25 protein-coding genes are annotated in these 25894 nt (G+C 72.9%); 17 read left to right on the top strand and 8 right to left on the bottom strand.

Annotated features, from left to right (window positions below):
* On the top strand, positions 1–430 hold a 430-nt coding region (locus ACILRH_RS21940; RefSeq protein ID WP_395696197.1), incomplete at its 5' end, for a hypothetical protein.
* Between the two features lie 44 nt (positions 431–474).
* On the opposite strand, the gene ACILRH_RS21935 is transcribed toward ACILRH_RS21940, so the two are convergent.
* The 3 genes from ACILRH_RS21935 to ACILRH_RS21925 all read right to left on the bottom strand — a co-directional run bounded on the left by ACILRH_RS21935 (position 475) and on the right by ACILRH_RS21925 (position 3683).
* Positions 475–1218 (bottom strand): hypothetical protein, encoded by a 744-nt coding sequence (locus tag ACILRH_RS21935; protein WP_395696196.1) that lies wholly within the window; start codon positions 1216–1218, stop codon positions 475–477.
* Positions 1211–1738 carry an RNA polymerase sigma factor gene (locus tag ACILRH_RS21930; RefSeq protein ID WP_395696195.1) on the bottom strand — a complete coding sequence of 176 codons (528 nt, stop codon included), beginning with the start codon at positions 1736–1738 and terminating at the stop codon, positions 1211–1213. The genes ACILRH_RS21935 and ACILRH_RS21930 overlap by 8 nt, the downstream gene beginning before the upstream one ends.
* A 103-nt stretch (positions 1739–1841) precedes the next feature.
* Positions 1842–3683: a hypothetical protein gene (locus ACILRH_RS21925; RefSeq protein WP_395696194.1), complete on the bottom strand. Its 1842-nt coding sequence runs from the start codon at positions 3681–3683 to the stop codon at positions 1842–1844.
* 102 nt (positions 3684–3785) lie between these two features.
* Between ACILRH_RS21925 and ACILRH_RS21920 the strand changes: the two genes are divergently transcribed.
* The 5 genes from ACILRH_RS21920 to ACILRH_RS21900 are packed head-to-tail and all read left to right on the top strand — an operon-like array spanning position 3786 to position 8474.
* A complete protein-coding gene (locus tag ACILRH_RS21920) occupies positions 3786–5060 on the top strand; it encodes a DUF6350 family protein (protein ID WP_395696193.1) in 1275 nt (424 codons plus the stop codon).
* On the top strand, positions 5057–5665 hold the full coding sequence (purN, locus tag ACILRH_RS21915; protein ID WP_395696192.1) for a phosphoribosylglycinamide formyltransferase: 609 nt from the start codon (positions 5057–5059) through the stop codon (positions 5663–5665). Before ACILRH_RS21920 ends, purN begins: the two co-directional genes overlap by 4 nt.
* Positions 5662–7239: a bifunctional phosphoribosylaminoimidazolecarboxamide formyltransferase/IMP cyclohydrolase gene (gene purH, locus ACILRH_RS21910; protein ID WP_395696191.1), complete on the top strand. Its 1578-nt coding sequence runs from the start codon at positions 5662–5664 to the stop codon at positions 7237–7239. Before purN ends, purH begins: the two co-directional genes overlap by 4 nt.
* A gap of 21 nt (positions 7240–7260) precedes the next feature.
* Positions 7261–8106 carry a bifunctional methylenetetrahydrofolate dehydrogenase/methenyltetrahydrofolate cyclohydrolase gene (locus ACILRH_RS21905; RefSeq protein ID WP_395696190.1) on the top strand — a complete coding sequence of 282 codons (846 nt, stop codon included), beginning with the start codon at positions 7261–7263 and terminating at the stop codon, positions 8104–8106.
* Positions 8103–8474 (top strand): DUF3017 domain-containing protein, encoded by a 372-nt coding sequence (locus tag ACILRH_RS21900; protein WP_395696189.1) that lies wholly within the window; start codon positions 8103–8105, stop codon positions 8472–8474. The genes ACILRH_RS21905 and ACILRH_RS21900 overlap by 4 nt, the downstream gene beginning before the upstream one ends.
* Positions 8475–8525: 51 nt before the next feature.
* Here ACILRH_RS21900 and ACILRH_RS21895 read toward each other — a convergent pair whose 3' ends face one another.
* Complete coding sequence (locus ACILRH_RS21895) at positions 8526–9512, bottom strand: malate dehydrogenase (protein ID WP_395696188.1); 987 nt, start codon at positions 9510–9512, stop codon at positions 8526–8528.
* A gap of 75 nt (positions 9513–9587) precedes the next feature.
* On the opposite strand from ACILRH_RS21895, the gene ACILRH_RS21890 reads away from it, so the two are divergent.
* On the top strand, positions 9588–10247 hold the full coding sequence (locus ACILRH_RS21890) for a hypothetical protein (RefSeq protein ID WP_395696187.1): 660 nt from the start codon (positions 9588–9590) through the stop codon (positions 10245–10247).
* Between the two features lie 9 nt (positions 10248–10256).
* On the opposite strand, the gene ACILRH_RS21885 is transcribed toward ACILRH_RS21890, so the two are convergent.
* Positions 10257–11333, bottom strand: coding sequence for an MIP/aquaporin family protein (locus ACILRH_RS21885; RefSeq protein WP_395696186.1), 1077 nt, complete (start codon positions 11331–11333; stop codon positions 10257–10259).
* A gap of 199 nt (positions 11334–11532) precedes the next feature.
* Between ACILRH_RS21885 and ACILRH_RS21880 the strand changes: the two genes are divergently transcribed.
* The 5 genes from ACILRH_RS21880 to ACILRH_RS21860 all read left to right on the top strand — a co-directional run bounded on the left by ACILRH_RS21880 (position 11533) and on the right by ACILRH_RS21860 (position 16295).
* Positions 11533–13746 (top strand): NADP-dependent isocitrate dehydrogenase, encoded by a 2214-nt coding sequence (locus ACILRH_RS21880; protein ID WP_395696185.1) that lies wholly within the window; start codon positions 11533–11535, stop codon positions 13744–13746.
* Entirely contained in the window at positions 13739–14272 is a 534-nt protein-coding gene (locus ACILRH_RS21875; RefSeq protein WP_395696184.1) for a hypothetical protein, read from the top strand. The genes ACILRH_RS21880 and ACILRH_RS21875 overlap by 8 nt, the downstream gene beginning before the upstream one ends.
* 48 nt (positions 14273–14320) lie before the next feature.
* Positions 14321–14479, top strand: a complete 159-nt coding sequence (locus tag ACILRH_RS21870; RefSeq protein ID WP_395696183.1) for a hypothetical protein — start codon at positions 14321–14323, stop codon at positions 14477–14479.
* A 95-nt stretch (positions 14480–14574) separates the two neighbouring features.
* The gene (locus tag ACILRH_RS21865; RefSeq protein ID WP_395696182.1) at positions 14575–14937 is read left to right on the top strand and encodes a hypothetical protein; all 363 of its coding nucleotides are present in this window, start codon (positions 14575–14577) and stop codon (positions 14935–14937) included.
* Between the two features lie 116 nt (positions 14938–15053).
* Entirely contained in the window at positions 15054–16295 is a 1242-nt protein-coding gene (locus ACILRH_RS21860) for an MFS transporter (protein WP_395696181.1), read from the top strand.
* On the opposite strand, the gene ACILRH_RS21855 is transcribed toward ACILRH_RS21860, so the two are convergent.
* Entirely contained in the window at positions 16250–17344 is a 1095-nt protein-coding gene (locus ACILRH_RS21855) for a GNAT family N-acetyltransferase (RefSeq protein WP_395696180.1), read from the bottom strand. The two genes, ACILRH_RS21860 and ACILRH_RS21855, sit on opposite strands and share 46 nt — an antisense overlap.
* 67 nt (positions 17345–17411) lie before the next feature.
* Between ACILRH_RS21855 and trpS the strand changes: the two genes are divergently transcribed.
* The 5 genes from trpS (at position 17412) to ACILRH_RS21830 (ending at position 23103) form a co-directional block, all read left to right on the top strand.
* Positions 17412–18482, top strand: coding sequence for a tryptophan--tRNA ligase (gene trpS / locus ACILRH_RS21850; protein ID WP_395696179.1), 1071 nt, complete (start codon positions 17412–17414; stop codon positions 18480–18482).
* Between the two features lie 9 nt (positions 18483–18491).
* Positions 18492–19019, top strand: a complete 528-nt coding sequence (locus ACILRH_RS21845) for a 2'-5' RNA ligase family protein (RefSeq protein WP_395696178.1) — start codon at positions 18492–18494, stop codon at positions 19017–19019.
* A 2-nt stretch (positions 19020–19021) separates the two neighbouring features.
* Entirely contained in the window at positions 19022–20062 is a 1041-nt protein-coding gene (locus ACILRH_RS21840) for a YihY/virulence factor BrkB family protein (protein ID WP_395696177.1), read from the top strand.
* Positions 20063–20185: 123 nt separating this feature from the next.
* Positions 20186–22033 carry an ELWxxDGT repeat protein gene (locus tag ACILRH_RS21835; protein ID WP_395696176.1) on the top strand — a complete coding sequence of 616 codons (1848 nt, stop codon included), beginning with the start codon at positions 20186–20188 and terminating at the stop codon, positions 22031–22033.
* Positions 22030–23103 carry a TIGR03032 family protein gene (locus tag ACILRH_RS21830; RefSeq protein ID WP_395696175.1) on the top strand — a complete coding sequence of 358 codons (1074 nt, stop codon included), beginning with the start codon at positions 22030–22032 and terminating at the stop codon, positions 23101–23103. Before ACILRH_RS21835 ends, ACILRH_RS21830 begins: the two co-directional genes overlap by 4 nt.
* Here the strand turns inward: ACILRH_RS21830 and ACILRH_RS21825 are convergent.
* Together ACILRH_RS21825 and ACILRH_RS21820 are read right to left on the bottom strand one after the other, a co-directional pair.
* Positions 23097–23840: a succinate dehydrogenase/fumarate reductase iron-sulfur subunit gene (locus ACILRH_RS21825; RefSeq protein WP_395696174.1), complete on the bottom strand. Its 744-nt coding sequence runs from the start codon at positions 23838–23840 to the stop codon at positions 23097–23099. The genes ACILRH_RS21830 and ACILRH_RS21825 overlap by 7 nt on opposite strands.
* Positions 23840–25885, bottom strand: a complete 2046-nt coding sequence (locus ACILRH_RS21820; protein WP_395696201.1) for a fumarate reductase/succinate dehydrogenase flavoprotein subunit — start codon at positions 25883–25885, stop codon at positions 23840–23842. Before ACILRH_RS21820 ends, ACILRH_RS21825 begins: the two co-directional genes overlap by 1 nt.
* Positions 25886–25894: the final 9 nt, after the last annotated feature.

Below are 25894 nucleotides of genomic sequence, written 5' to 3'. Positions count from 1 at the left end.
GCCCTCCCCGGTCCCGGAGGTGCACCAGCATCACCGCCCGTACTCGGACGTGAACCCGCCGCCGCGTCGTGGTGGGAGGTTCGTCGTGAAGGTGCTGAGCGTGTCGACGGGTGCACCCGGCGCCGACGGGCACCCGGCGCGCCACCGACCAGAGAGGTCCACGTTCTGGGGGGAGAAGGTCCGCACGTGCCTGCAGCCGTCCAGCCCGCACGCTGCGGTGGTGGCATGGGCGGACTGGCGGGCCGAGACGCTGGACGGTCGCCTGTTCCCGGCCGACCCCGGCGGTGCGCAGCCGTTGAGGAGGCCGGCGTACCCCGACCACCAGGTCCTGGCGCCGGGACACTGCGTGGCGGGCTGGTGGCTGATCACCGTGCCGCAGGGGTCCCACATCCGTGCGATCCAGCTGCGCCGGGCGGGGGGCCGGTGCTGATCGAGTGGCCGACGATGCGGTAGCCCGCGAGGGGCGCCGGGCGCTCAGCAGGGGTTCGCGGAGAACACGCACATCGCTCCGACCACGCCGGCCGACTTCTCCGCGAGCAGCTCGGCGGTCTGTTGCACGACGGCCGGATCACCGCCACCGTGCGCGTACGTCGTGTCCACGAGCAGCGCGTTGCCCACCTGGACCACGCGGTGCGCGAACATGTCGCCCGCATCGCTCACGTGGTCGACGTAGACGAGCGAGTCGGCGCCGGACGCGACGACCTCCGCCCAGCGGGCTTTGCCGTCCGTGGCCGCGGCGCACCGCTCGACCTGCGCCGCGAGCGTGGTCCGTGCCCGGCTCGCGTCGTTCTCGGTGGCGTACACGGCCACCGAGCGGTCCCAGCCGCCCTCGCTCTCGGTCTGGACGGCCTGTCGGACATCAACCCCGTCAGGTGCCCACACGGCGTTCTCGCAGACCGGCACGGCCTGTTGTTCGTAGGTGTCGCGGATCGTGGCTCGCGGGAGCCCGTCGCCCAGGGGGAAGTCGGCCGGCACCTGCTGCACCCAGGTGACCGACGGCGAGGGAACGGCGGGCTGCGGAGCGCTGCCGGTGCGGCCGTGGCTGGCGAGCACGGCGATCGGGGCGACGATCGCGGCGACGACGGCGATGCCGCCGACGGTGGCGAGCGCGTTGTTGCGCCGGCGGATCCGGTTGCCACGCCGGCGTACCTCGGCGGGCGGGACGGGGGTCACGGTGGGCATCTCGAAGCCTTCGAGCTGGTCGATCGGGTCAGGCATGGCTCGCTCCTTCCGTTCCGATGCCTCGGGCGAGGCCGCCGGGGGCGTCCTCGGCCAGCAGCGCCGCGAGCGCCGCCCGGCCACGGCTGAGCCGGGCCTTGATGGTTCCTTCGGGGACGCCGACCTCGCGGGCGACGTCGTGCACGGGCAGGTCGGCGATGTGGTGCAGCACCAGAGCCTGGCGCTGGGCCTCGGGCAGCTGCTTGAGCGCGGCGACCAGGGCGACGTGGGTCTCGCTCGGCGCCGCGGACGCGACGGGCGCACCGAGCGCCCGGTCGACGGGCCGCCGGCCCCGGACGGTACGACGCCAGCGGCTCACCGCGAGCCGGTAGGCCGTCGTGCGGACCCAGGCCTCGGGGTGCTCGGCCCGGTCCAGCTTGCGGCGGTGCGCCCAGGCCCGGGCGAACGCCTCCTGGACGCACTCCTGCGCCTCGTCCCGGTTGCCGATCATGGCGTAGACCTGCCCCGTGACCCGCTGGAACGACGCGGTGTAGAACTCGTCGAACTCGCGTTCGTCCATCGGCCCTTCCCGTCTCGGTCGTGCTCAGCGGGGTGCTGAGTCAGGAGGGATACGCCTCACCCGCGCCCACGGTTGCACGGCGACCGGGAATTTCTCGGGAGCGTCAGGACCGGGACGTCGGCCCCGTGTCGAGACGGGCGAGCGCCCGCTCCATGATCCCGACGAAGGCACCCGGGGCGAAGCCCACCTTCGGCGCCGGGACGAAGCCGACCTGCGCGACCGAGGTCCCGTCGCGCGCCACACCCATGAGGTAGTCCACCGACTCGTCGTCGCTGATCTGGGTGGTGACGTGCCAGACCGAGAGGTCGCGGTCCTTCTCGTCGACGTGCATGACGCGGACGACGTCGGTGCCCATGTGCTTGTCCGGGCACGCCGCGAGCTCGGCGCGGACCTGGTCGACGAACGCGCCCGCCTTCGCCGCCGGGAGCGTCCCGACGGTCTCGGTCAGCCCGAACTCGGCGGGCAGGTCGGCGTCCGGGATCAAGAAGGTGCGGGTGGCACCGTCCGAGACCGGCGCGGCGGAGAAGTCCGTCTGGTCGCACCCGGTGGCGGCGGCGTTCGACCGCGCCTGGCGGGGCTCGGTGCCCACCCACGGGTCCCGGATGCCGGTCACCGGCGGCAGGTCGACCTCCGCGAGCATGGTCGGCACCGACGTCACCGGCACCGGGGCGACGTCGCGCAGCCGGGGCGCGCCCCCGCACGAGCCCGCGCCCTGGAGCATGCACAGGCCGGAGACGGCGTCGGACAGGAGCGCGGCCGAGCGGGCCAGCGACGGCTGCCGGCCGACCGGGAACCGGGTGAGGGTCGTGGTCACGAGGTCGCCGGTCCGGGCGACCCCGGCCAGGACGGTCGAGCCGTCGCCGTCCCAGGTGCGCAGCTCCAGGAGCATCGCCTCGTCGCCGACGCCGTCGACGGCGTGCGTCCCGAGGAGCTGGGCCCGGTCGGTCTGGCACCCCGCGAACCAGCCGACCGCGGTGTCGAACCCGCGGGCGGCGGCTCGCCGGGACATCGACACCTGCGCGGTCTGGACGGCGGTCGGCGTGCTGTGGGCGGGCCCGGCCGGGTCGAAGCGCCGGACCAGGGCGGCCGTGCCGCGCGGGTCGGCGTACCGCTCGTCCTGGCACGGCATCACCAGGCCGGAGCCGGTGGAGTTGTCGTCGGTGCGGGCCACCTCCCACCGGGTGCCCGGTGTCGTCCGGGTCAGCTCGTCCGAGCTGACCAGCGCCTCGGCGGGCAGGTCGGCGGGCTCGGGGGTCGGCGGCGAGGAGGACGGGCCGGGGTCGGAGGCGGCGACCCGCTCACCGGTCAGCGTGGGTCGGACGCCGGTGGCGTCCCCGACGAGGGTGCCGGTCAGGACCAGCGCGGCCACGGTCGCGGCCACCCCGATCACGGTGTGGGTACGGCGGCGCGCGGCGCCCGAGCGCCGGACGATCGTGGCGCGGGGCCACCGGCCGTCGTCGACATGGGCGCGCACCGGCTCGAAGACCGTCCGGATGCTGGTGGTGGGGACCTCGCGCGCCATCGCGAACTGCGAGGTCGCGGTCTGGAGCTCGCGCTCGGTGTCGACCCGCGGGAGACCGACCTCGCGGGCGATCTCGGCGAGCGAGGCGGTGGTGAGGTGGCTGAGCAGCAGCACCCGGCGCTGGGTGACCGGCAGCTTGCCGAGCGCGTCCAGGGTGGCCTTGACCTCGGGGTCCAGGCCCTTCTCCCGGTGCCAGAGCTTGGCCGTGTGGCGGCGCTGCGCGCGGGCGCAGGCACGCACCCGGGTCCACGCCTCGGGGTCCTCGAGCTTGGAGACCTTGCGCCAGTGGTGCCAGGTGACGACGAACGCGTCCCGGACCGCGGCCCGGGAGGAGGAGAGGTCGCCGGTCAGGCAGTACGTCAGCACCAGCAGCCGGTTGCGGACGTCCTTGTAGAAGTGGTCGAACTGGTCGGGGTCCTTCATAGCGTGATCCACGGTAACCCGGGCCGGACGTGGGGGCCGAACTGCCGACGACCGGCGTGGGAGACCCGATCTCGGCGCCCCGGCGGAGATGATGACGGCGTCATGACGTCCCTGCTCCCGGGTCCGGGCCCCACCTCGGTGGGGGAGCGCCTCGACCCGCGCCACCGCCGACCGCTCGTGCTGGTCGCGGTCCTCGGCGGTGCCGCAGCGGCGTTGAGCACCCTCCTGGTCTGCCTGGCGGCCGGGGTCGTGGGCTGGTTCCTGGCCGACGCGGGCGCACACGGAACCCCGCGCGACGGGCTCCGGGTGGGGGCGCTCGGGTGGCTGCTGGCCCACGGCTCCGGGATCCACGTGAGCGGAGTCACGGTGACCGTGGTGCCGCTCGGCCTCACGGCGCTGGCCGCGTGGGCGGTCTGGCGGGTCGGGCACCGGGTCGGCGACTCGGTCTCGGGACACGGGCCCGACGCCGACCGGATCGCCGACGGCGAGCGGGACTGGACCGTCGCGAGCGCCACCGCCGCCTTCGCCGGCGGGTACGTCGCCGTGGCGATGATCACGCTCCGGCTCGCCGAGACGCCGCAGACCGCGCCGTCGGTCGCGCGGGTCCTGGCGTGGTGCCTCCTGCTGTGCCTGACCTCGGGGCTCGTCTCGATCGCGGTCGGCTCCGGGCGGGCCGCGATCTGGGCGGCGATGCTGCCGCCGTCCGCGCGGGCGGCGGGCGCGACCTGCCTGCGCGTCCTCGGTGCCTACCTGGCTGTTGCTGCGGTCGCCTTCCTCGTCGCGCTGGTCACCGACTTCGGCACCGCCGTCAACGTGATGTCGCGGCTGCACACCGACGCCGGCGACACCACGGTCTACACCGCGCTCACCGCGAGCGTCACGCCCAACGCCGTGCTGTTCTCCGCCAGCTACCTGCTCGGCCCCGGGTTCACCGTCGGCGCCGGCACCCTGGTCTCGCCGACGCTGGTCCAGCTCGGCCCGCTGCCGATGTTCCCGCTGCTCGCGGCGCTGCCCGACAGCGGACCGACCCCGGTGTGGACGGTCTACCTGCTGGCGCTGGCCCCCCTCGTCGCGGCGGTCGCCGCCGCCCGGTCCCAGCACCGCAACCCGACGCTGCGGTGGGAGGAGGGGCTGCTGCGCGGCTGCGCCGGCGGTGTGGCGGCGGGGGTGCTGCTCGCCCTGCTCACCACCGTGGCCGGTGGGGCGGTCGGCCCGGGCCGCCTGCGGGCCGTCGGGCCGGACTCGTTCGACGTGCTCGTCCACGCCGTGACGGCCTTCGGCATCGGCGGTCTGGTCGGCGGTCTGGTGATGACGTGGTGGCAGCGGCGGACCGCCCGGCGGGCGACCGGTGACGGAGCCCTAGACTCCGACGCGTGACCGCCCGCCTCGTCGTCCTGGTGTCGGGATCGGGGACCAACCTGCAGGCCCTGCTCGACGCCTGCGAGGACCCGGCGTACGGCGCCCGGGTGGTCGCGGTGGGGGCCGACCGCGACGGCATCGAGGGCCTCGCCCGGGCCGAGCGGGCCGGCGTCCCGACCTTCGTCAAGGCGGTCGGCCAGTTCAGCATCCGCGAGCACTGGGACCGCGCCCTCGCCGACACCGTCGCGGGCTTCGACCCCGACCTGGTGGTGCTGGCGGGCTTCATGAAGCTCGTCGGCCCCGAGTTCCTCACGCGGTTCGGCGGTCGCGTCGTCAACACCCACCCCGCGCTGTCGCCGTCGTTCCCGGGCATGCACGGACCCGCCGACGCCCTCGCGTACGGCGTCAAGGTGACCGGCTGCACCCTCTTCGTCGTCGACGCGGGCGTCGACACCGGCCCGATCGTCGCGCAGCAGGCGGTGCCGGTGGAGGACGACGACACCCCCGAGTCGCTGCACGAGCGGATCAAGGTCGCCGAGCGCCGGATGCTCGTCGACGCCGTGGGCCGGATGGCCCGCGACGGCTTCACGATCAACGACAGGAAGGTCCGGTTCGGACGATGACCACTCTCGACCAGGTGCCGATCAGGCGTGCGCTCGTCTCGGTCTACGACAAGGCCGGGCTGGAGGAGCTGGTCCGCGGCCTGCACGAGGCCGGGGTCGCGCTGGTCTCGACCGGCGGGTCGGCGGCCCTCATCGAGGGGCTGGGCGTCCCGGTCACCAAGGTGGAGGACCTCACCGGTTTCCCGGAGTGCCTCGACGGCCGGGTGAAGACCCTGCACCCGAAGGTGCACGCCGGCATCCTCGCCGACCGGCGGCTCGACTCCCACGTCGAGCAGCTCGCCGAGCTCGGCGTCGAGCCCTTCGACCTCGTCGTCTCGAACCTCTACCCGTTCGTCCGGACCGTCGCGTCCGGTGCGAGCCCCGACGAGTGCGTCGAGCAGATCGACATCGGCGGGCCCTCGATGGTCCGGGCGGCAGCCAAGAACCACCCGTCGGTCGCGATCGTCACCTCGCCGGCGCGGTACGCCGACGTGCTGGCCGCCGTCGCCGCCGGCGGCTTCACCCTCGCCGAGCGGCAGCGGCTCGCCGCCGAGGCGTTCGTCCACACCGCGACGTACGACGTCGCCGTCGCGTCCTGGATGGGCAACGTGCTCACCGACACCTCGGACGGCCCGGCCGGGTCCGGGGGAGGCTTCCCGGCCTGGGTCGGCGGTACCTGGGACAAGCAGGCGGTGCTCCGCTACGGCGAGAACCCGCACCAGAGCGCGGCGCTCTACCTCAACGGCTTCGGCACCGGGCTGGCCCAGGCCGAGCAGCTGCACGGCAAGGAGATGTCCTACAACAACTACGTCGACGCCGACGCGGCCCGGCGGGCGGCCTACGACTTCGACGAGCCGGCCGTCGCGATCATCAAGCACGCCAACCCGTGCGGGATCGCCGTCGGGTCCGACGTGGCCGACGCGCACCGCAAGGCGCACGCCTGCGACCCGGTCTCGGCGTTCGGCGGGGTGATCGCCACCAACCGGCCGGTCTCGGTGGCGATGGCCGAGCAGGTCGCCGAGGTGTTCACCGAGGTGGTCGTCGCGCCGTCCTACGAGGACGGCGCGGTCGAGGTGCTGCAGGGCAAGAAGAACATCCGGATCCTGGTGTGCGAGCCGCTCGGCCGCGGCGAGGTCGAGATGCGGCCGATCTCCGGCGGCCTGCTGATGCAGCAGCGCGACTACGTCGACGCGCCCGGCGACGACCCGTCGACCTGGACGCTCGCGACCGGGGAGGCCGCGTCGCCCGAGCTGCTGGCCGACCTCGCCTTCGCCTGGACGGCGTGCCGGTCGGTGAAGTCGAACGCGATCCTGCTCGCCAAGGACGGTGCCTCGGTGGGCGTCGGCATGGGCCAGGTCAACCGGGTCGACTCGTGCCGGCTCGCGGTCGAGCGGGCGGGGGAGCGGGCCGCCGGTTCGGTCGCCGCCTCGGACGCGTTCTTCCCCTTCGAGGACGGCCCGCAGGTGCTCATCGACGCCGGGGTGGCGGCCATCGTGCAGCCCGGCGGCTCGGTGCGCGACGAGCTGACGGTCGAGGCCTGCCGCGCAGCCGGCGTGACGATGTACTTCACCGGCACCCGCCACTTCTTCCACTGAGCGACGCGAGAGGATGAACCCGTGACCGCACAGAAGCTGGACGGCAGCGCCACCCTGAAGGCGATCAAGGCCGAGCTGACGGAGCGGGTCGCGACCCTGCGCTCGCGCGGGGTGGTCCCCGGCCTCGGGACCGTGCTCGTGGGGGACGACCCGGGCTCGCGCTGGTACGTCGCCGCCAAGCACAAGGACTGCGCGGAGATCGGCATCGCCTCGATGCGGGTCGACCTGCCGGCCAGTGCGACCCAGGCCGAGGTCGAGGCGGAGATCGACCGGCTCAACGCCGACCCCGCGTGCACCGGCTTCATCGTCCAGCAGCCGACCGGGCTCGACGAGTTCCGGCTGCTCTCACGGGTCGCCCCGGAGAAGGACGTCGACGGGCTGCACCCGGTCAACCTCGGCAAGCTCGTGCTCGGGGAGGCGGGCTCGATCCCGTGCACCCCGCTCGGCTGCATCGAGCTGCTGCGGCGCCACGGCGTCGAGCTGAACGGCGCCGAGGTGGTCGTGATCGGCCGCGGCATCACCGTCGGGCGGCCGATGGGGCTCCTGCTCACCCGCCGCACCGAGAACTCGACCGTGACCCTGTGCCACACCGGGACCCGCGACCTCGCGGCGCACACCCGCGGCGCGGACGTCGTCGTCGCCGCCGCCGGCGTCCCGGACATCGTGACCGCGGACATGGTCAAGCCCGGCGCGGCCGTCCTCGACGTCGGGGTCTCCCGACGCGACGGCAAGATCGCCGGTGACGTCGCCGCCGACGTCTGGGACGTCGCCGGGTGGGTCTCCCCCAACCCGGGAGGTGTCGGTCCGATGACCCGGGCGATGCTGCTCTCGAACATCGTGGCGGCGGCCGAGCAGTCGGCCGGGTGACCGCGACCGTGGCTGGGATCGAGCCCCCGCCCGGCGAGCCCGAACAGGTCTCGGCGGAGCCGGGTTCGTCACACCCCGGTGAGGAGGAGGGCCGCCGCTACCCGTCGACGATCGGCGGCGCGTTCTACCTCGTGGTGCTCGCGGTCGTGGCCGTGTCGGTCGGCCTGGTCTCGACCGGCAGCTGGCGGCTCGGCGTGCGCTGGTTCGGCGGGGCGCTGCTGTTCGCCGCGCTGGTGCGGGCGGTGCTGCCGGCGAAGGACGCCGGCATGCTCGCCGTCCGCCGCCGGTGGTGGGACTGCCTGCTGCTCGTGGCCACCGGTGTCGCGCTGATCTTCCTCGCGGGCTCGATCCCCGACCAGCCGCTCTGACACGCGCCGCTCGCTCGACCACCAGCAGCGGACCCGCTGACGCGGCTCCGCTCAGATCAAGCCGAGCTCCTTGACGGCCTCGCGCTCCTCGGCGAGCTCGGCCGTGGAGGCGTCGATCCGCGCGCGGGAGAAGTCGTCGATCTCCAGGCCCTGGACGATCTCCCAGCTGCCGTCCTTGGTGACGACGGGGAACGAGGAGATCAGGCCCTCCGGGACGCCGTAGGAGCCGTCCGAGGCGACCGCCATCGAGACCCAGTCGCCCTCGGCGGAGCCGAACAGCCAGTCCCGGGCCGCATCGATGGTGGCCGACGCGGCCGACGCGGCCGAGGACGACCCGCGCGCCTCGATGATCGCGGCGCCGCGCTTGGCGACGGTCGGGATGAAGGTGCTCTCGATCCACTCCTGGTCGCCGACGACCTCTGCGGCGTTCCGGCCGCCGATCTCGGCGTGGAAGACGTCGGGGTACTGGGTGGCGGAGTGGTTGCCCCAGATCGTCATCTTCGAGATGTCGGTGACGGCGGCGCCGGTCTTCGCGGCGAGCTGCGAGATCGCGCGGTTGTGGTCGAGCCGGGTCAGCGCGGTGAACCGCTCGCGCGGGATGTCCGGCGCGTTGCTCATCGCGATCAGCGCGTTCGTGTTGGCGGGGTTGCCGGTGACACCGATGCGGATGTCGTCGGCAGCGACCTTGTTCAGCGCCTTGCCCTGCGCGGTGAAGATCGCGCCGTTCGCCGAGAGCAGGTCGCCGCGCTCCATGCCCGCGGTGCGCGGACGGGCGCCGACCAGCAGGGCGAGGTTCGCGCCGTCGAAGACCTGCTCGGCGTCGTCGCCGATGACGACACCGGCGAGGTTCGGGAACGCGCAGTCGTCGAGCTCCATCACGACCCCCTCGAGCGCCTTGAGCGCGGGGGTGATCTCGAGCAGGCGCAGCTCGATCGGGCGGTCGCCGAGCAGGGCACCGCTCGCGAGGCGGAACAGCAGGCTGTAGCCGATCTGACCGGCGGCGCCGGTGACGGCGACCTTCAACGGGGTAGAGCTCACGACGACTCCTCGAGCACGGTGATGAACGGTGACGGTTTCCGCCTCCCGACGCTAGCAGCGCCCCACCGTCCTGCGATGCTGGGGTCCATGACGGTGCGGGGGCTGCTGCTGGCGGCCGCGCTGGGCGCGGCGCTGGCCGTCCCTCTGGCCGGCTGCGGCACCGCGTCGCCGTCGAGCCCGCCGGCGGGCGTCGACGAGCTGGTGATCCCCACCCCGAGCCCCGACCCGGCGGACTTCGTCGCCGAGGTCGACAACCCGTGGTTCCCGCTCGAGGACGGCCGCACCTGGCGCTACACGGTCGCCGACACCGCGGGCACCCACGACCTCACCGTCGCCGCCACCGCGGGTCCGACCGTCGCCGGGGTGGCCACCACCGCCCGGGTCAGCCGGGAGGCGGGCCGCCGGGTCGTCGACTGGTATGCCCAGGACGAGAGCGGCAACGTGTGGTGGTTCGGCCGGGAGGGAGAGTGGCAGGCCGGCGTCGACGGCGCCGAGGCCGGCCTGGTGATGCCGGCCGCGCCCCGGGTCGGTGACGGCTTCCGGCCGGCGTACGCCGAGGGCGTGGTCGAGGACACCGTCGGGGTCGTCGCCGTGGCGGACGACCAGGTGGTCGTCGAGCGGCGGTCGGACCTCCGCCCCGGCACGACCGACCAGCTCACCTTCGAGCGCGGCACCGGCCTCGTGCAGGAGGAGCAGACCACCGGGACCTACCGCGTGGTCCGGCTGGTCGGCTGACCCGCGCCGCTACTGGGGCGGCCGGATCTGGGTGTGGTCGCCCAGGCCGCCGGTCTCGTCCCCGGCGCCCGGGTCGGGCTGGGCCTGGACCGGCTGCTGCTGGACCGGCTGCTGGACCGGCTGTTGGACCGGCTGCTGGGCCGCCTGCTGGGCACGCCACTGCTCGGGGGTCTGCCCGACCGGGTGCCACTGCTGCCCGACCGGGTCCCACTGCCAGCCGTCCTGGACGATCGGCTGCTGGGTGGCGTACGCCGCCGTCCCGGTCTCCTGGTTCCACTGCTGCTGGTAGGCGTCGGGCCCCACCACGACGGTCTGCCCCCGCGGGCGCAGGAAGGTCAGCCCGGAGCCCGGGATGACCTCGGCGTGGCGCCCGAAGAGGGCAGGGTAGGCCGCCCCCGCCGCGATCCCGCCGAGCACCGGCGCGAGGATGAACAGCCACAGCTGGATGATCGCGTCGCCACCGGCGAAGAGCGCCGGGCCGATCGAGCGGGCGGGGTTCGCCGAGGTGCCCGTGGCCGGGATCGCGACGAAGTGGATCGCGGTCAGGGTCAGGCCGATCGCCAGCGGCGCCAGTGCGGGGTGCTCGAAGCGCTCGTCGGTCACGGCGAGGATCACGGTCACGAACGTCGCCGTGATGAGCACCTCGAGGAGGAAGGCGGCCCACCAGGCGTAGCCGCTGCCCTGGTCGCCGAAGAAGTTCTGGCCCATGTTGCCCTCGGCCTCGTAGCCCTCGAAGCCGTGCATGAGCAGGAAGAGCGCGAGGGCGCCGAGGATCGCGCCACCGAGCTGGGCGACGACGTAGACGCCGGCCTCGCGCCACGCGATCCGGCCGCCGATGGCGGCGCCCACCGAGACGGCTGGGTTGAAGTGCCCGCCCGAGACCCGGCCGAAGGCGTAGGCCATCACCATGACGACGACACCGAAGGTCAGGCCGACGGTGGCGATCGTGAACTGGTCGACCTGGCTGGAGTAGACGACGGCGCCGCAGCCGAAGAAGACCAGCGCGAAGGTCCCGATGACCTCGGCGGCGACCTTCTGCCGCACCCCCGGTCCCTGCACGTCCGGCACAGTGGTGGTCTCGGCCATGCGCAAGCTCCCCTCGTGGAGGCGTCCCCCGCGGACGCGCGGCAGCACTCTAGTGTCAACCGCCCCCGGGGACGAGGGGCCGCGTTGCCCCACCGGGAGCCGGGTGCGAGGGTGGACGGGTCGGAGCCGTCAGGTATCTTGATGTCAAGGTACTTTGGTCCGCACCGCCCATCACCGACAGTCGCAGGAGTCGCCGAGCATGGCCACCATCATCTACACCCACACGGACGAGGCGCCGCTGCTGGCGACGTACTCCTTCCTCCCGATCGTCGCGGCGTACGCCGCCAAGGCCGGTGTGGACGTGGAGACCCGCGACATCTCGCTGGCGGGCCGGATCATCGCGCAGTTCCCCGAGCGCCTCACCGACGAGCAGCGCATCGACGATGCGCTCGCCGAGCTCGGCGCGCTCGCGAAGACGCCCGAGGCGAACATCATCAAGCTCCCGAACATCTCTGCCTCGCTCCCGCAGCTGAAGGCGGCGGTCAAGGAGCTGCAGGACAAGGGCTACGACCTGCCCGACGTCCCGGAGAACCCGCAGACGGACGAGGAGAAGGACGTCCGCGCGCGCTACGACCGGGTCAAGGGCTCGGCCGTGAACCCGGTGCTGCGCGAGGGCAACTCCGACCGCCGCGCGCCGCTGTCGGTCAAGAACTACGCGAAGGCGCACCCGCACCGGATGGGCGCGTGGAGCCCCGACTCCAAGACCAACGTCGCGACGATGGGCGCCGGCGACTTCTTCTCCAACGAGCGGTCGGTCGTGCTGCCGGCCGACGACACCCTCACCATCAAGCACGTCGCCGCCGACGGCACCGAGACCGTGCTCAAGGAGAGCCTGCCGGTGCTCGCCGGCGAGGTCGTCGACGGCACGTTCATGGACGTCGCGGCGCTGCGCCGCTTCCTGACCGAGCAGATCGCCCGCGCCAAGGCGGACGACGTGCTCTTCTCGGTGCACCTCAAGGCGACCATGATGAAGGTGTCCGACCCGATCATCTTCGGGCACGTCGTGCAGGCCTTCTTCCCCACGCTCTTCGAGCAGTACGGCGAGCAGCTGACCGCCGCGGGCATCTCGCCGAACGACGGCCTCGGTGCCCTCCTCGGCGCCGTCGCGTCGCTGCCGGAGGGCGACGCCATCAAGGCGGCCGTCGAGGCCGGCCTCGCCGAGGGACCGGCGATGGCGATGGTGGACTCCGACAAGGGCATCACCAACCTGCACGTCCCCTCCGACGTGATCATCGACGCCTCGATGCCGGCGATGATCCGCATCGGCGGCCACATGTGGGGTCCCGACGGCGAGGAGGCCGACACCCTCGCGGTGATCCCGGACTCCAGCTACGCCGGGATCTACCAGGCCACGATCGACGACTGCCGCACCCACGGTGCGCTCGACCCGGCCACCATCGGCTCGGTGCCGAACGTCGGTCTGATGGCCCAGGCGGCCGAGGAGTACGGCTCGCACGACAAGACCTTCGAGGTCCCGGCCGCCGGCCGGGTCCAGGTCGTGAACGCGGCCGGCGACGTGCTCATCGAGCACGAGGTCCAGCCCGGTGACATCTGGCGTGCCTGCCAGACCAAGGACGCCCCGATCCGCGACTGGGTGAAGCTGGCCGTCTCCCGGGCCCGCGCCACCGGCTCCCCGGCGATCTTCTGGCTCGACGAGGCCCGCGCCCACGACGCCAACCTGATCGCGAAGGTGAAGGAGTACCTCCCCGAGCACGACACCGAGGGGCTCACGATCGAGATCATGAAGCCGGCCGACGCCACGGCGTACTCGCTCGAGCGGATGCGCCGGGGAGAGGACACCATCTCGGTCACCGGCAACGTGCTGCGCGACTACAACACCGACCTGTTCCCGATCCTCGAGCTCGGCACCTCGGCGAAGATGCTCTCCGTCGTCCCGCTGATGAACGGCGGCGGCCTCTTCGAGACCGGCGCCGGTGGCTCGGCGCCCAAGCACGTCCAGCAGCTGGTCAAGGAGAACTACCTGCGCTGGGACAGCCTGGGCGAGTTCTTCGCGCTGGTCCCCTCGCTCGAGCTGTACGCCGAGCAGGCGGGCACGCCCGGCGCGAAGGTGCTGGCGGCGGCGCTGGACCGGGCCACGGAGACGTTCCTCAACGAGGACAAGTCCCCGACCCGGCGCCTCGGCGGGATCGACAACCGTGGCTCGCACTTCTACCTCGCGCTCTACTGGGCGCAGGAGCTGGCGGCCCAGTCGGAGGACGCGGACCTCGCGGCCGCGTTCAAGCCGCTCGCCGACCGGCTCGCCGCAGACGAGGACAAGATCGTCGAGGAGCTGCTCGCCGTGCAGGGCTCGCCGGCCGACATCGGCGGCTACTACCAGCCCGACGACGAGCTGGCGTCGCGGGTGATGCGCCCCTCGGCCACGCTCAACGACGCGATCGCCTCCCTTGGCTGAGCAGCCCCCCGAGGGCGGCGGCCGGCGGTCCACCTACGACCGGTGGTCGCGGCCGCCGGCGCTCAGCCGGCGTGGCTACGCCATCGCCCTGGTCGGGCCGTTCGTGCTCGCGGCGGCCGCCTTCGGCGTCGTCTCACTGGTCTCCTCCGGCGACGACTCGCTGAGCGGCACCACGATCCGGCTGCCGGTCTCGGGCTGGGCGCCGACCAGCAGCGGGGGAGACCAGGCGCTCATCGAGGGCGTGCTGTCCGTCGACGCGGACGACTGCGTCTACCTCACCCCGCTGCAGCGCGGTGGCAACGAGCCGGACCAGGTGTGGGCCGTCTGGCCGGCCGGCTACCGGGCCACGACCGACCAGGGCCGGGTGACGATCTACGACGTCGACAGCAACCCCGTCGCCCATGACGGGGACACGGTGCGGATGAGCGGCGGCTACAGCCCCGCCGACCGCTACGCCGGCGACCCGTGTCTCCCCGACAGCGGCGAGGTCGCCGTCGTGCAGTCCGACGTGACCGTCCTGCAGTAGCCGCGCGCTCCGCAGGTGCGGAGCCCGGCGACGGGGTACTGCACCGCCATGACCACCACGCCGCAGGACCCCGACACCGTCGAGCCCGAGGTCGTCCCGTCGAGCGACCCGGACGGCACGCCGAACCCGATCTCGCCCGGTGAGGACCCGGGGGTCGCGCCGGACACGCTGCCCCTGCCCGAGACCGACCCGGACGTCCTGCCGTAGCGCCTCCAGGAGGAGCGGTGGGCAGGGCCGTTCGGCCCTGCCGCACCTCACCGGCACCGGCCACCCTGGAAGCAGGACCGGGGGAGGTGGGGCTGGTGCCGACCGCGAGCCAGGTGAACCCGCAGGCACGCAGGTGGGTGCGCCGAGGCTGGTGGCTGTTCGCGCTGCTCGCGGCGAGCCTGGTCGCGGCCAACGTCCTGGGTGACTGGCTGTTGAGCGTGCAGGGCTACACCGGGACCGAGGAGGACCTCCCGCTGTCGGTCGTCCTGCGCGCCGGGCTGCCGGCGGTGCTCGTGCTCGTCTCGCCGATGGCGGCCTCCGCCTGGTGCGGCGCCCGCGCCCGGAGGCTCGGCGACCCGCGCGGCGGCGTGCTCCTCCTGGTCTCGACGCTGGTCGCCGTGCTCCTGGTCGGCCTCAACCTCGTCCAGGTGGTGGTGAGGGTGGTCACCGGCGGTTGACGCGGCCCGGGGAATAGGCCGTCGAGCGTCGCCGGTTGCAGACTGGTGGCGCTGCGCGCCTTCCAGCAGCCTCCGCACCTGGACCGCCCCTCGACCGGAAAGACCCTGGCCGACCCGTGACGACGACCGCGCCCCCCACCGGAGCACCGGCCGCCGGCACGCGCACCGTGACGCGGGCCCTGCTCGCCCTGGCGCTCGGCGGGTTCGCCATCGGGACGACCGAGTTCGTGACGATGGGGCTGCTGCCGCAGATCGCCGCCGGCGTCGACGTCTCGATCCCGCAGGCCGGGCACGTGATCTCGGCGTACGCGCTCGGCGTCGTGGTAGGTGCCCCGGTGATCGCCTTCTTCGGCGCCCGGCTCCCGCGCCGGGCGCTCCTGGTCTGGCTGATGGTGGCGTACGCCGCGTTCAACCTGCTCAGCGCAGTGGCCCCGAGCTACCAGGTGCTGTTCGTGGCCCGCTTCCTCGACGGCCTGCCGCACGGCGCCTACTTCGGCGTCGCCTCGCTGGTCGCCGCCAGCCTGGCGCCGCCGGGCCGGAAGGGGCGGGCGGTCGCCAGCGTCATGCTCGGCCTCTCGGTCGCGAACGTCGTCGGGGTGCCGGCGGCGACCTGGCTCGGCCAGCTCGCCGGGTGGCGCACGGCGTACGTCTTCACCGCGGGGATCGCGGCCCTGACCGTGCTGATGGTGACGCTCTTCGTCCCGTCCTGCCCCGGTGACCCGGAGGCGACCGGGCGTCGCGAGCTCCAGTTCTTCAAGAACGGCCAGGCGATGCTCACCCTGCTCGCCGGCGCGGTGGGGTTCGGCGGGCTGTTCGCGGTCTACTCCTACATCGCCCCGACCGTGACCGACGTCGCCGGCCTGCCGGAGTCGGCGGTGCCGGTCTTCACCGCCGGCTTCGGGTTCGGCATGGTGGCCGGCACCTGGCTGGCTGGACGGCTCGCCGAGTGGTCGGTCTTCCGCTCGCTGATCCTGTCCGGCGTCGCCTCGTTCTTCGTGATGCTGCTGGTCTGGGCGGTCGCCCCGCTGGGCTGGGTGCTGCTGCCGGCGGTCTTCCTGGTGACCGCGATCGGCTCGGTGCTGGTCGTCAACCTCCAACTCCGGCTGATGTCGGTGTCGGGCGAGGCGCAGACGCTGGGCGCCGCGATGAACCACGCGTCGCTCAACATCGCCAACGCGCTCGGCGCCTGGCTCGGCGGCCTGGTCATCGCCGCGGGCTACGGCTACCGCTCACCGGCGCTCGTCGGCGCCGCGCTGTCGGTGCTGGGCGTCGTCGTGCTCCTCTGGTCCGCCACGCTCCACCGGCGCAGCGGTCAGGTCGCCGCCGCGGCGGCGTACTCGGACGCCAGCAGGTCGTAGCCGACCAGGTCCACCACCGTGCCGTCGCCGGTGGTCGCGGCCTGCCGGCGCACGCCGGCGCGCTGCATGCCCAGCGACTCCAGCACGCCGAGCGAGGCGACGTTCGGTGCCGACGCGTACGCCGCCAGCCGGTCCAGCCGCAGCTCCTCGAAGGCGTGGCGGACCGCCAGCCGCGCGGCACGCACCGTGAGCCCGCGCCCCCGGGCCTCGGGGTGCGTCCAGTAGCCCAGCTCGGCCTCCTCGGGGACCCGGTAGATCCCGACCACGCCGAGGAGGCGGTCGTCGTCGGCCGCGCTCCACGCCCAGGTGACCGTGTGCCCGGTCGCGAGCCGCTCCCGGACCTGCTCGAGGTAGCGGCGGCCGTCGGCCGCGACCGGGTCGCGGGGCAGGAACGCCAACCAGTGCTGCGTGCCCGGGTCGCCGATGCCCTCGACGACGCGGGGCACGTCCGCGTCCGTGAAAGGACGCAGCTGCACCCCGTCGCCCGCGACGACGGGGTTCGTCAGCCAGGTCGACCGCGGCTCGCGAGGATCGGCGCGCAGCAGCGTGCCGACCCAGGCGGTGCGCAGCTCGCCACGCTGGGGCTGCCAGTCGCGGACGGTGCCCTCGATCGCGAACCCCAGCCGCCAGGCGAGCCGGCGCGACGCCCAGTTGCCGACGTGCGCCCACCAGATCACGGTGTGCAGGTCCCGCTCGGCGAACCCCCACTCGAGCAGCAGCCGCAGGCCGCGCTCGACGTACCCCCGGCCGCGGGCCCAGGGGTGCGCGCCGTACCCGATCTCGGCCCGGCCGTCGCCCTCGTTGCGCAGCGAGACGGTGCCGGCGTACCGGCCCTCGGCCTCGAGCGCGAAGCCCCACTCGCTGTCGTCCTCCCACCCGCCGGGCATCAGCCGCGTCACGAAGAGCTCCGCGTCGGCCTTCTCGTAGGGGACCGGCACCCGGGTCCAGCGCTGTGACTCCGGGTCCCGCGACTGCTCCGTCGCGGCCTCGGCGTCGTCGGGTCGGTGGGGGCGGAGGGTGACGACTCCGTCGGTCAGCGTCGGGATCACGGACGCACCCTAGGACGGGTCACCCCGGATGCTCGAATGACTATCCGCATGGGTCAGAATGGACATCATGTCCACCACGACCGCACCCGAGGTCGCGACGTCGGTCCAGGGCTCGGGGACCGCGCGTCCCCGGGTGCTCTCCGGCATCCAGCCGACTGCCGACTCCTTCCACTTCGGCAACTACCTCGGCGCGCTGCGACAGTGGGTGGACCTCCAGGAGGACTACCAGCCGTTCTTCTTCATCGCCGACCTGCACGCGATCACCGTCGAGCAGGACCCGCGGGTGCTGCGCGAGCGCACGCTGCGGGCCGCCGCGCAGCTGCTGGCGATGGGGATCGACCCGGCGCGGTCCGCGATCTTCGTCCAGTCCCAGGTCCCGGCGCACGCCCAGCTCGGCTGGGTGCTCCAGTGCCTGACCGGCTTCGGCGAGGCCCGGCGGATGACCCAGTTCAAGGACAAGTCCGCCAAGGGCGGCGAGGGCGCCGCGAGCGTGGGCCTGTTCACCTACCCGATCCTCCAGGCGGCCGACATCCTGCTCTACCGGCCGCACTACGTGCCCGTCGGCGAGGACCAGCGCCAGCACCTCGAGCTGACCCGCGACCTGGCCCAGCGGTTCAACCGGCGCTACAAGAAGACCTTCCGGCTGCCCGAGCCCTACATCCTCAAGGCGACGGCGAAGATCACCGACCTCCAGGACCCGACCTCGAAGATGTCGAAGTCGGCGTCGTCGCCGTCGGGCATCGTCGAGATGCTCGACGACCCCGCCGTGTCGGCGAAGAAGATCCGCTCGGCCGTGACCGACTCGGGCTCGGAGATCCGGTTCGACCCCGAGACGAAGCCGGGGGTCAGCAACCTGCTGACGATCTACTCGGCGCTGACGGGCCGGGGCATCGCCGACCTCGAGGCCGCCTACGAGGGGCGCGGCTACGGCGACCTGAAGAAGGAGCTCGCGGAGGTCGTGGTCGACTTCGTCACGCCGTTCCGCGAGCGCACCCTCGAGCTGCTCGACGACCAGACCTACCTCACCGAGGTCCTCCGCCAGGGCGTCGAGCAGGCCGGCGCGGTCGCGGCCGCCACCCTGCGCGACGTGTACCAGCGGGTCGGCTTCGTCCCGGTCGCGTCCCCAGTGGGTCAGTAAGGTCGTCGAGTGCCCACCATCGGCGTAGCCGTCGCGATCCCGGAGCCCTGGGCGACCCAGCTCCAGGACTACCGCACCTCGGTCGGCGACACCACGGCCGCGATGATCCCGACGCACATCACGCTGGTCCCCCCGACCGAGGTCGAGGACGTGCACCTCACCGAGGTCGAGAAGCACCTGGAGGAGGCTGCGGGGGAGCACGCCGAGTTCTGCGTCCACCTGCGCGGCACCGGCACCTTCCGGCCGGTCTCCCCGGTGGTCTTCGTGACCCTGATCGAGGGCATCTCGCAGTGCGAGCAGCTCGCGAAGTCGCTGCGGACCGGGCCGTTGGAGGTGGAGCTCGCCTACCCGTACCACCCGCACGTGACCGTCGCCCACCACCTGGCGGACGAGCAGCTCGACCGGGCGTTCACCGACCTCGCCGACTTCGACTGCGTGTTCGACGTCGAGCGCTTCCACCTCTACGTGCACGACGCGGCGACCGGCTGGCGCCCCACCCGCGACTTCCCGCTCGTGGCTGCCGCTGCGAAGCCCTGACCGTGGCGTCGCCGAAGGAACGGCTCGCTGCTGCGCGGGAGCGCAGCCCGCTCCTCGACCACGCCCTGCGCACCCAGGAGCACTACGGCGCCGTCCAGGCCGGGCAGCAGGCCGGCGGTGTCACCTACTACGCCTTCCTGTCGGTCTTCCCGATCCTGGCCCTCGGCTTCTTCCTGGTGGGGCTCCTGGTGCAGGTCTACCCCGACGCCCAGGGGGACTTCACCGACGCCCTCAACGGCGTGATGCCCAAGCTGGTCGGTGACAACGAGGGCCAGATCCAGGTCAGCGACCTCGAGTCCGCCACCGGTGGTGGGGGGATCCTCGGGCTGATCGGTCTGCTGGTGCTGCTCTATGCCGGTCTCGGCTGGATCTCGTCGATCCGGCGGGCGTTGATGGTCGTTTTCGAGCAGCCGGCGGGCGCCCAGCCGAGCTTCCTGGTCGGGAAGGCGCGCGACCTCCTGGTGCTGGCCCTCATCGGCGTGGTGCTGCTGGTGGCGGTCGTCGTGGCCGGGCTCGTCGGGGGGTTCGCCGGCGACGTGCTCGAGTGGCTGGGCATCAGCAGCGACTTCGGGTGGCTGCTGACGCTGCTCACCGTGGTGGTCGGCTTCGGCGCCGACATGCTGCTGTTCTACCTGATGTTCGTGCTGCTCACCCGCCCGGTGGCGCCGCGCCGGTCCCTGTGGTCCGGCGCCGTGCTCGGCGCGGTCGCCTTCGAGATCCTCAAGCAGATCTCCAACGTGCTGTTCCGCTCGACCCAGGGGAACCCCGCCTTCCAGGCCTTCGGGATCGCACTGATCCTGCTCGTCTGGATCAACTACTTCTCCCGGGTCGTGCTCTACAGCGCCGCCTGGTCGCACACCTCGGCGGCGGCCCGGGCTCTGCGCGTGCCCGAGCCCGCCGCCCCGGTGCAGGGACCACCCTCACCCGCCCTGGTCAGGCCCGACGACCGCGGACCGGCCTGGGTGGCGCCGTACGCCGCCGGGGCGCTCAGCACGCTCGGCCTGGTCGCCGTGGCGCGGAAGCTGTCGCGGAAGGACCGCTGAGCACCGACCGCCGGGCCCCCTGTCGTCGTGTTGCCCTGACACCGAGGGGTCGGCGCGGCATGATCGCGGGTAGGCCCCGAGCGGCAGGGATCGTCCGGGGGACGTCGATCCGGGAGGCGTGAGATGAGTCGTCGACGACGCACCGTGCGGGAGCGGGCGCTGCGCGTCCGGCTCGCGCGGGAGAAGGCGCTCCGGCGCCGAGCGCGCACCAGCGGGTCCGGCCGATCCACGGCGGCTGCGGCCACAGCGGTCGCCGCGGCCGCGGTGGCCCTGGTGGGCCCGGCAGCGGCGTCGCCCGCCACGGGCGCCGTCGCCGGCCGCACCAGCGCCTCCCTGGCGCCGTGCGGCGGCCCCACGCCGTCCAGCGACCCGTCGGCCGCCGCCGACCTGGGTGGGACCGCGTTCTTCGCCGCCGACGACGGGGTCCACGGGCGCGAGCTGTGGAAGTCGGACGGCTCCGGCGCCGAGCTGGTCAGGGACGTCTATCCCGGTCCCCGCTCGGGCGGGCCGGACTCGCTGACGCCGGTGGGCGACCTGCTGTTCTTCACCGCCGAGGACGGGGTCCACGGCAAGGAGCTGTGGCGCACCGACGGGACGTCCGCGGGCACCGTGCTCGTGAAGAACATCTCGGGGAGCGACGGATACTACGGCGGACCGACCGCGCTGACCGTGGTCGGCGACCGGCTCTTCTTCACCGTCGACGACGACAGCCACGGCCGGGAGCTGTGGCGCTCGGACGGCACCCGCGCCGGCACCGTGCTGGTGAAGGACATCGACCCCGCGGACGAGGACTACTACAGCGGACCCAGCGACCTGACGGCCGTCGGCGACGCGCTGTTCTTCACCGCGGACGACGGCGTCCACGGTCGTGAGCTGTGGACCTCCGACGGGACCGGGGCCGGCACCGTCCAGGTCGCCGACATCCGCCCGGGCGAGTACGAGGGCGACCCTGCCTACCTGACCGCGGTCGGCAGCACCCTGTTCTTCACCGCGCGCGACGGGGTGCACGGCCGTGAGCTGTGGTCGTCCGACGGGACCGAGGCCGGCACCGCGCTGGTCCGCGACATCAAGCCCGGCGCCGGCGCCTCGGGCCCGGCCGAGCTGACCGACGCGGGCGGGACGCTGTTCTTCACCGCCGACGACGGCGTCCACGGGCGGGAGCTGTGGGCCTCGGACGGTACCGAGGCCGGCACGGTCCTGGTCGAGGACGTCGACCCCGACGAGGGCCAGGAGTACTACAACGGGCCGATGTCGCTGACGGACGCGGGTGGAACGCTGTTCTTCACCACCGACGACGGCGCGCACGGGCGGGAGCTGTGGACGTCCGACGGCACCGAGGGCGGCACGGTCCTGGTCAAGGACGTCTACCCCGGCGGCTACGGGAGCGAGCCGGCGTACCTCACCGCGGTCGGGAGCACGCTCTTCTTCGCGGCCAAGGACGGCGTCCACGGCAACGAGCTGTGGAGGTCCGACGGATCCGCAGCGGGCACCGTGCTGGTCAAGGACATCGGCACGCGCAACGACACCTACTACAGCGGCCCGGCCGCGATGGCCGACGTGGGCGGGACGCTCTTCTTCAGCATCGACGACGGCGTGCACGGCCGCGAGCCGTGGACGTCGGACGGCACGGCCGCCGGGACCTCACTGGTCGCCGACGTCAACGCCGGCGGTGGCTTCCGCGTGTCCTCGAAGGTCAAGCAGGACACCCGCGAGGGATCCGTCCGGGTCACGGTCGACGTCGCGGGCGCCGGCCGGCTGGTCGTCGCACCGGCGGGCGGGTCGCCGATCCGTCGCTCGGCGCAGGACCTGCCGAAGGCCGGGCGGACGTTGGTGACCATCGAGCCGACCGAGGCCGGGCTGCGGATCCTCCGGCAGGAGGGCAAGCTGCGGGTCACGGCGCGCTTCACCTTCACCCCCTGCGGTGCTGCGGGCTCGAGCGTGGTCCGCAGCTACACCCTGAGGCTGCGGTGAGCAGCAGGCCGGACGAGGAGCAACCGGCCGCGGACGGGACCGAGGTCCGCTACCACCACAGCACGTCCCTGCCCGGCCTGCTGGAGGACAGCGGCTGCTCCGTCCTCCTCTCGACCTACCAGGCCGGCCAGCTCGCCGCGGTCGGGGTGGCCGAGGGACGGCTGAGCTTCGCGTTCCGCCGCTTCGACCACGCCATGGGGGTCGCGGTCGGCACGGACCGGATCGCGGTCGGCGGCAAGGCCGAGATCTGGACGTTGCGGGACCAGTCCGAGATCGCACCGTCGATCGAGCCGGCGGGACGCTTCGACCGCTGCTGGCTAGCGGCCTCGTCCGTGGTGACCGGCGAGATCCGGTGCCACGAGATGGCGTGGGGCACGACGGCGTCCGGCGAGCCGGACCTGTGGGTCGTCAACACGCTCTTCTCCTGCCTGGTCGGGCTCGACCCGCGCTACAGCTTCGTGCCGCGGTGGCGGCCGCCGTTCGTCTCGGAGCTGGCCGCGCAGGACCGGTGCCACCTCAACGGCATGGCCATGCGGGACGGCCGACCCGACGTCGTCACCGTGATGGCGTGCAGCGACGAGCCGGGCGGCTGGCGGGCCGCCCGCAACGACACCGGCACCGTCCTCGACGTCGCGTCCGGCGAGGTCGTGACGACCGGGCTGGCGATGCCGCACTCGCCGCGCTGGCACGACGGCCAGCTCTTCGTCCTCAACTCCGGCTACGGGCGGCTGGAGCGGGTGGACCCGGCCACCGGTGCCCGCGACGTGGTCGCGGTCCTGCCGGGCTACGCCCGTGGGCTCGCCCTCCACGGCGACCTGGCCTTCGTGGGCCTGTCCCGCATCCGGGAGACGTCCACGTTCGGGGGCGCGCCGATCGCGGCGTACCACGACCAGCTGGTCTGCGGGCTCGGCGTGATCGAGCTCAGCACCGGGACCACCGTCGGGACGCTCCGGTTCGACAACGGGGTCGAGGAGATCTTCGACGTCCAGGTCGTCCCGGGCGCCCGCTGCCCGACCTTCGGCGGCCGGGCCGGCGACGCGGACGAGGTGTGGGTGCTGCCGGCTCAGTGACCGTGGCGCAGGGCGGCGTGCAGGTCCCAGTTGAGGCGGGAGATCACGTCGAGCGGGATCTCCTTGGGGCAGGCGGCCGTGCACTCACCGATGTTGGTGCAGCCGCCGAAGCCCTCCGCGTCGTGCTGGGCGAGCATGCCCACCACGCGGGAGTCGCGCTCCGGCTGGCCCTGCGGCAGCTCGCCGAGGTGGGTGATCTTCGCCCCCATGAACAGCGAGGCCGAGCCGTTGGGACAGGCCGCGACGCAGGCGCCGCAGCCGATGCAGGTCGCCACGTTGAAGGCGCGGACCGCGTCGTCGCGGGGCACCGGCACCGAGTGCGCCTCGGGCGCGGAGCCGGTGTTGACCGAGATGAAGCCGCCGGCCTGGATGATCCGGTCGAACGCCCCACGGTCGACCACGAGGTCCTTGAGCACCGGGAAGGCGTCGGCCCGCCACGGCTCGATGACGATCTCGTCGCCGTCCTTGAAGGAGCGCATGTGCAGCTGGCAGGTCGTGGTGACCTCCGGGCCGTGCGCCTGGCCGTTGATCATCAGGCCGCACGCCCCGCAGATGCCCTCGCGGCAGTCGGAGTCGAAGGCGACCGGGTCCTCGCCCTTCGAGATCAGGTCCTCGTTGAGGACGTCCAGCATCTCCAGGAAGGACATGTCCTCCGAGACGCCGTCGAGCTCGTAGGTGTGCATGGCGCCCTTGGTCTGGGCGTCCGGCTGGCGCCAGATCTTGAGGGTCAGCTTCATTACTTGTAGCTCCGCTGCTTCATCTCGATGGCCGTGTAGATGAGGTCTTCCTTGTGAAGGACGGGCGTGCCCATCCCCGTCGACGTGCCCTCCGGCTCGCTGTCGGCGACGAACTCCCAGGCGGCGACGTACGCGAACTGGTCGTCGTGGCGCAGTGCCTCGCCGTCCTCGGTCTGCGACTCGGCCCGGAAGTGGCCGCCGCAGGACTCGCGGCGGTTGAGCGCGTCGATGCACATGAGCTCACCGAGCTCGAAGAAGTCGGCCACCCGGCCGGCCTTCTCCAAGGACTGGTTGAGGGACTCGGCCGTGCCGAGCACCTTGACGTTGCGCCAGAAGTCGTCCCGGAGACCGCGGATCAGGTCGATCGCCTTCTTCAGGCCGTCCTCGCTGCGCTCCATCCCGCAGTACTCCCACATGATGTTGCCGAGCTCGCGGTGGTAGGAGTCGACGCTGCGGGTGCCGTTGGTGCTGAGGAAGTGGGCGACCCGGTCCTCGACCGACTTGCGCGCCTCGAGCACGGCCGGGTGCTGCTCGTCGACCTTCTCGAAGGGACCGTCGGCGAGGTAGTCGCGGATGGTGTGGGGGAGCACGAAGTAGCCGTCGGCGAGACCCTGCATGAGCGCCGAGGCCCCCAGCCGGTTGGCGCCGTGGTCGGAGAAGTTCGCCTCGCCGGTCACGAACAGGCCGGGGATCGTGGCCTGGAGGTCGTAGTCGACCCAGAGCCCGCCCATCACGTAGTGGACGGCCGGGTAGATCCGCATCGGGACCTCGTACGGGTTCTCGCCCGTGATCCGGGCGTACATGTCGAAGAGGTTGCCGTACTTCTCCTCGACCGCGTCGGCGCCGAGGCGCTCGATCGCGGCGCTGAAGTCGAGGTAGACGCCACGGCGGACGCCCTCGACCTCGGGACCCACACCGCGGCCCTCGTCGCACACGTTCTTCGCGGCGCGGGAGGCGATGTCGCGGGGGACCAGGTTGCCGAACGACGGGTAGATCCGCTCCAGGTAGTAGTCGCGGTCCTCCTCGGGGATCTGCCGGGGGTCCTTGTCGCAGTCGGACTTCTTCTTCGGCACCCAGATCCGGCCGTCGTTGCGCAGCGACTCCGACATCAGGGTCAGCTTGGACTGGTGCGCGCCGGTGACCGGGATGCAGGTCGGGTGGATCTGCGTGTAGCAGGGGTTGGCCATGTAGGCGCCCTTGCGGTGCGCCCGCCAGGTGGCGGTGACGTTGGAGCCCATCGCGTTGGTCGACAGGTAGAAGACGTTGCCGTAGCCGCCGGAGGCGAGCACGACGACGTCGGCGAGGTGCGTCTCGATCTCGCCGGTCACCAGGTCGCGGGCCACGATGCCGCGGGCCCGGCCGTCGACGACGATCAGCTCCAGCATCTCGTGGCGCGTGTACTGGGTCACCGTGCCGGCGGCCACCTGCCGCTCCATCGCCTGGTAGGCGCCGATCAGCAGCTGCTGGCCGGTCTGGCCCCGGGCGTAGAACGTGCGGGAGACCTGCACGCCGCCGAAGGAGCGGTTGTCGAGGAGACCGCCGTACTCACGGGCGAAGGGCACGCCCTGCGCCACGCACTGGTCGATGATGTTGGTGCTGACCTCGGCCAGCCGGTAGACGTTCGACTCGCGGGAGCGGTAGTCGCCGCCCTTGACCGTGTCGTAGAAGAGCCGGTGGACGGAGTCGCCGTCCTCCTTGTAGTTCTTCGCCGCGTTGATGCCGCCCTGGGCCGCGATCGAGTGGGCCCGGCGCGGGGAGTCCTGGTAGCAGAACGCCTTCACGTTGTAGCCGGCCTCGCCGAGGGTCGCGGCCGCCGAGCCGCCGGCGAGGCCGGTGCCGACGATGATGATGTCGAGCTTGCGCCGGTTGGCGGGGTTGACCAGGCGGGCGTCGAACTTGCGGGTGCTCCAGCGCTCGTCGATCGGGCCCTGCGGCGCCTTGGTGTCGAAGAGCGGGTCGCCCGGCGTGTAGTAGCCGGCGGCGTCGTCGCCGTGCTCGGCGGGGGCGTGGTAGGAGGGATCGCCCGTGAGGGTGGTGTCCGGCATGTCGGTCAT

Source organism: Nocardioides sp. (assembly GCF_044226765.1).
Lineage (GTDB): Bacteria > Actinomycetota > Actinomycetes > Propionibacteriales > Nocardioidaceae > Nocardioides.
The sequence above is the reverse complement of the archived record's forward strand: the minus strand, read 5'-3'. Positions and strand labels throughout refer to the sequence as shown.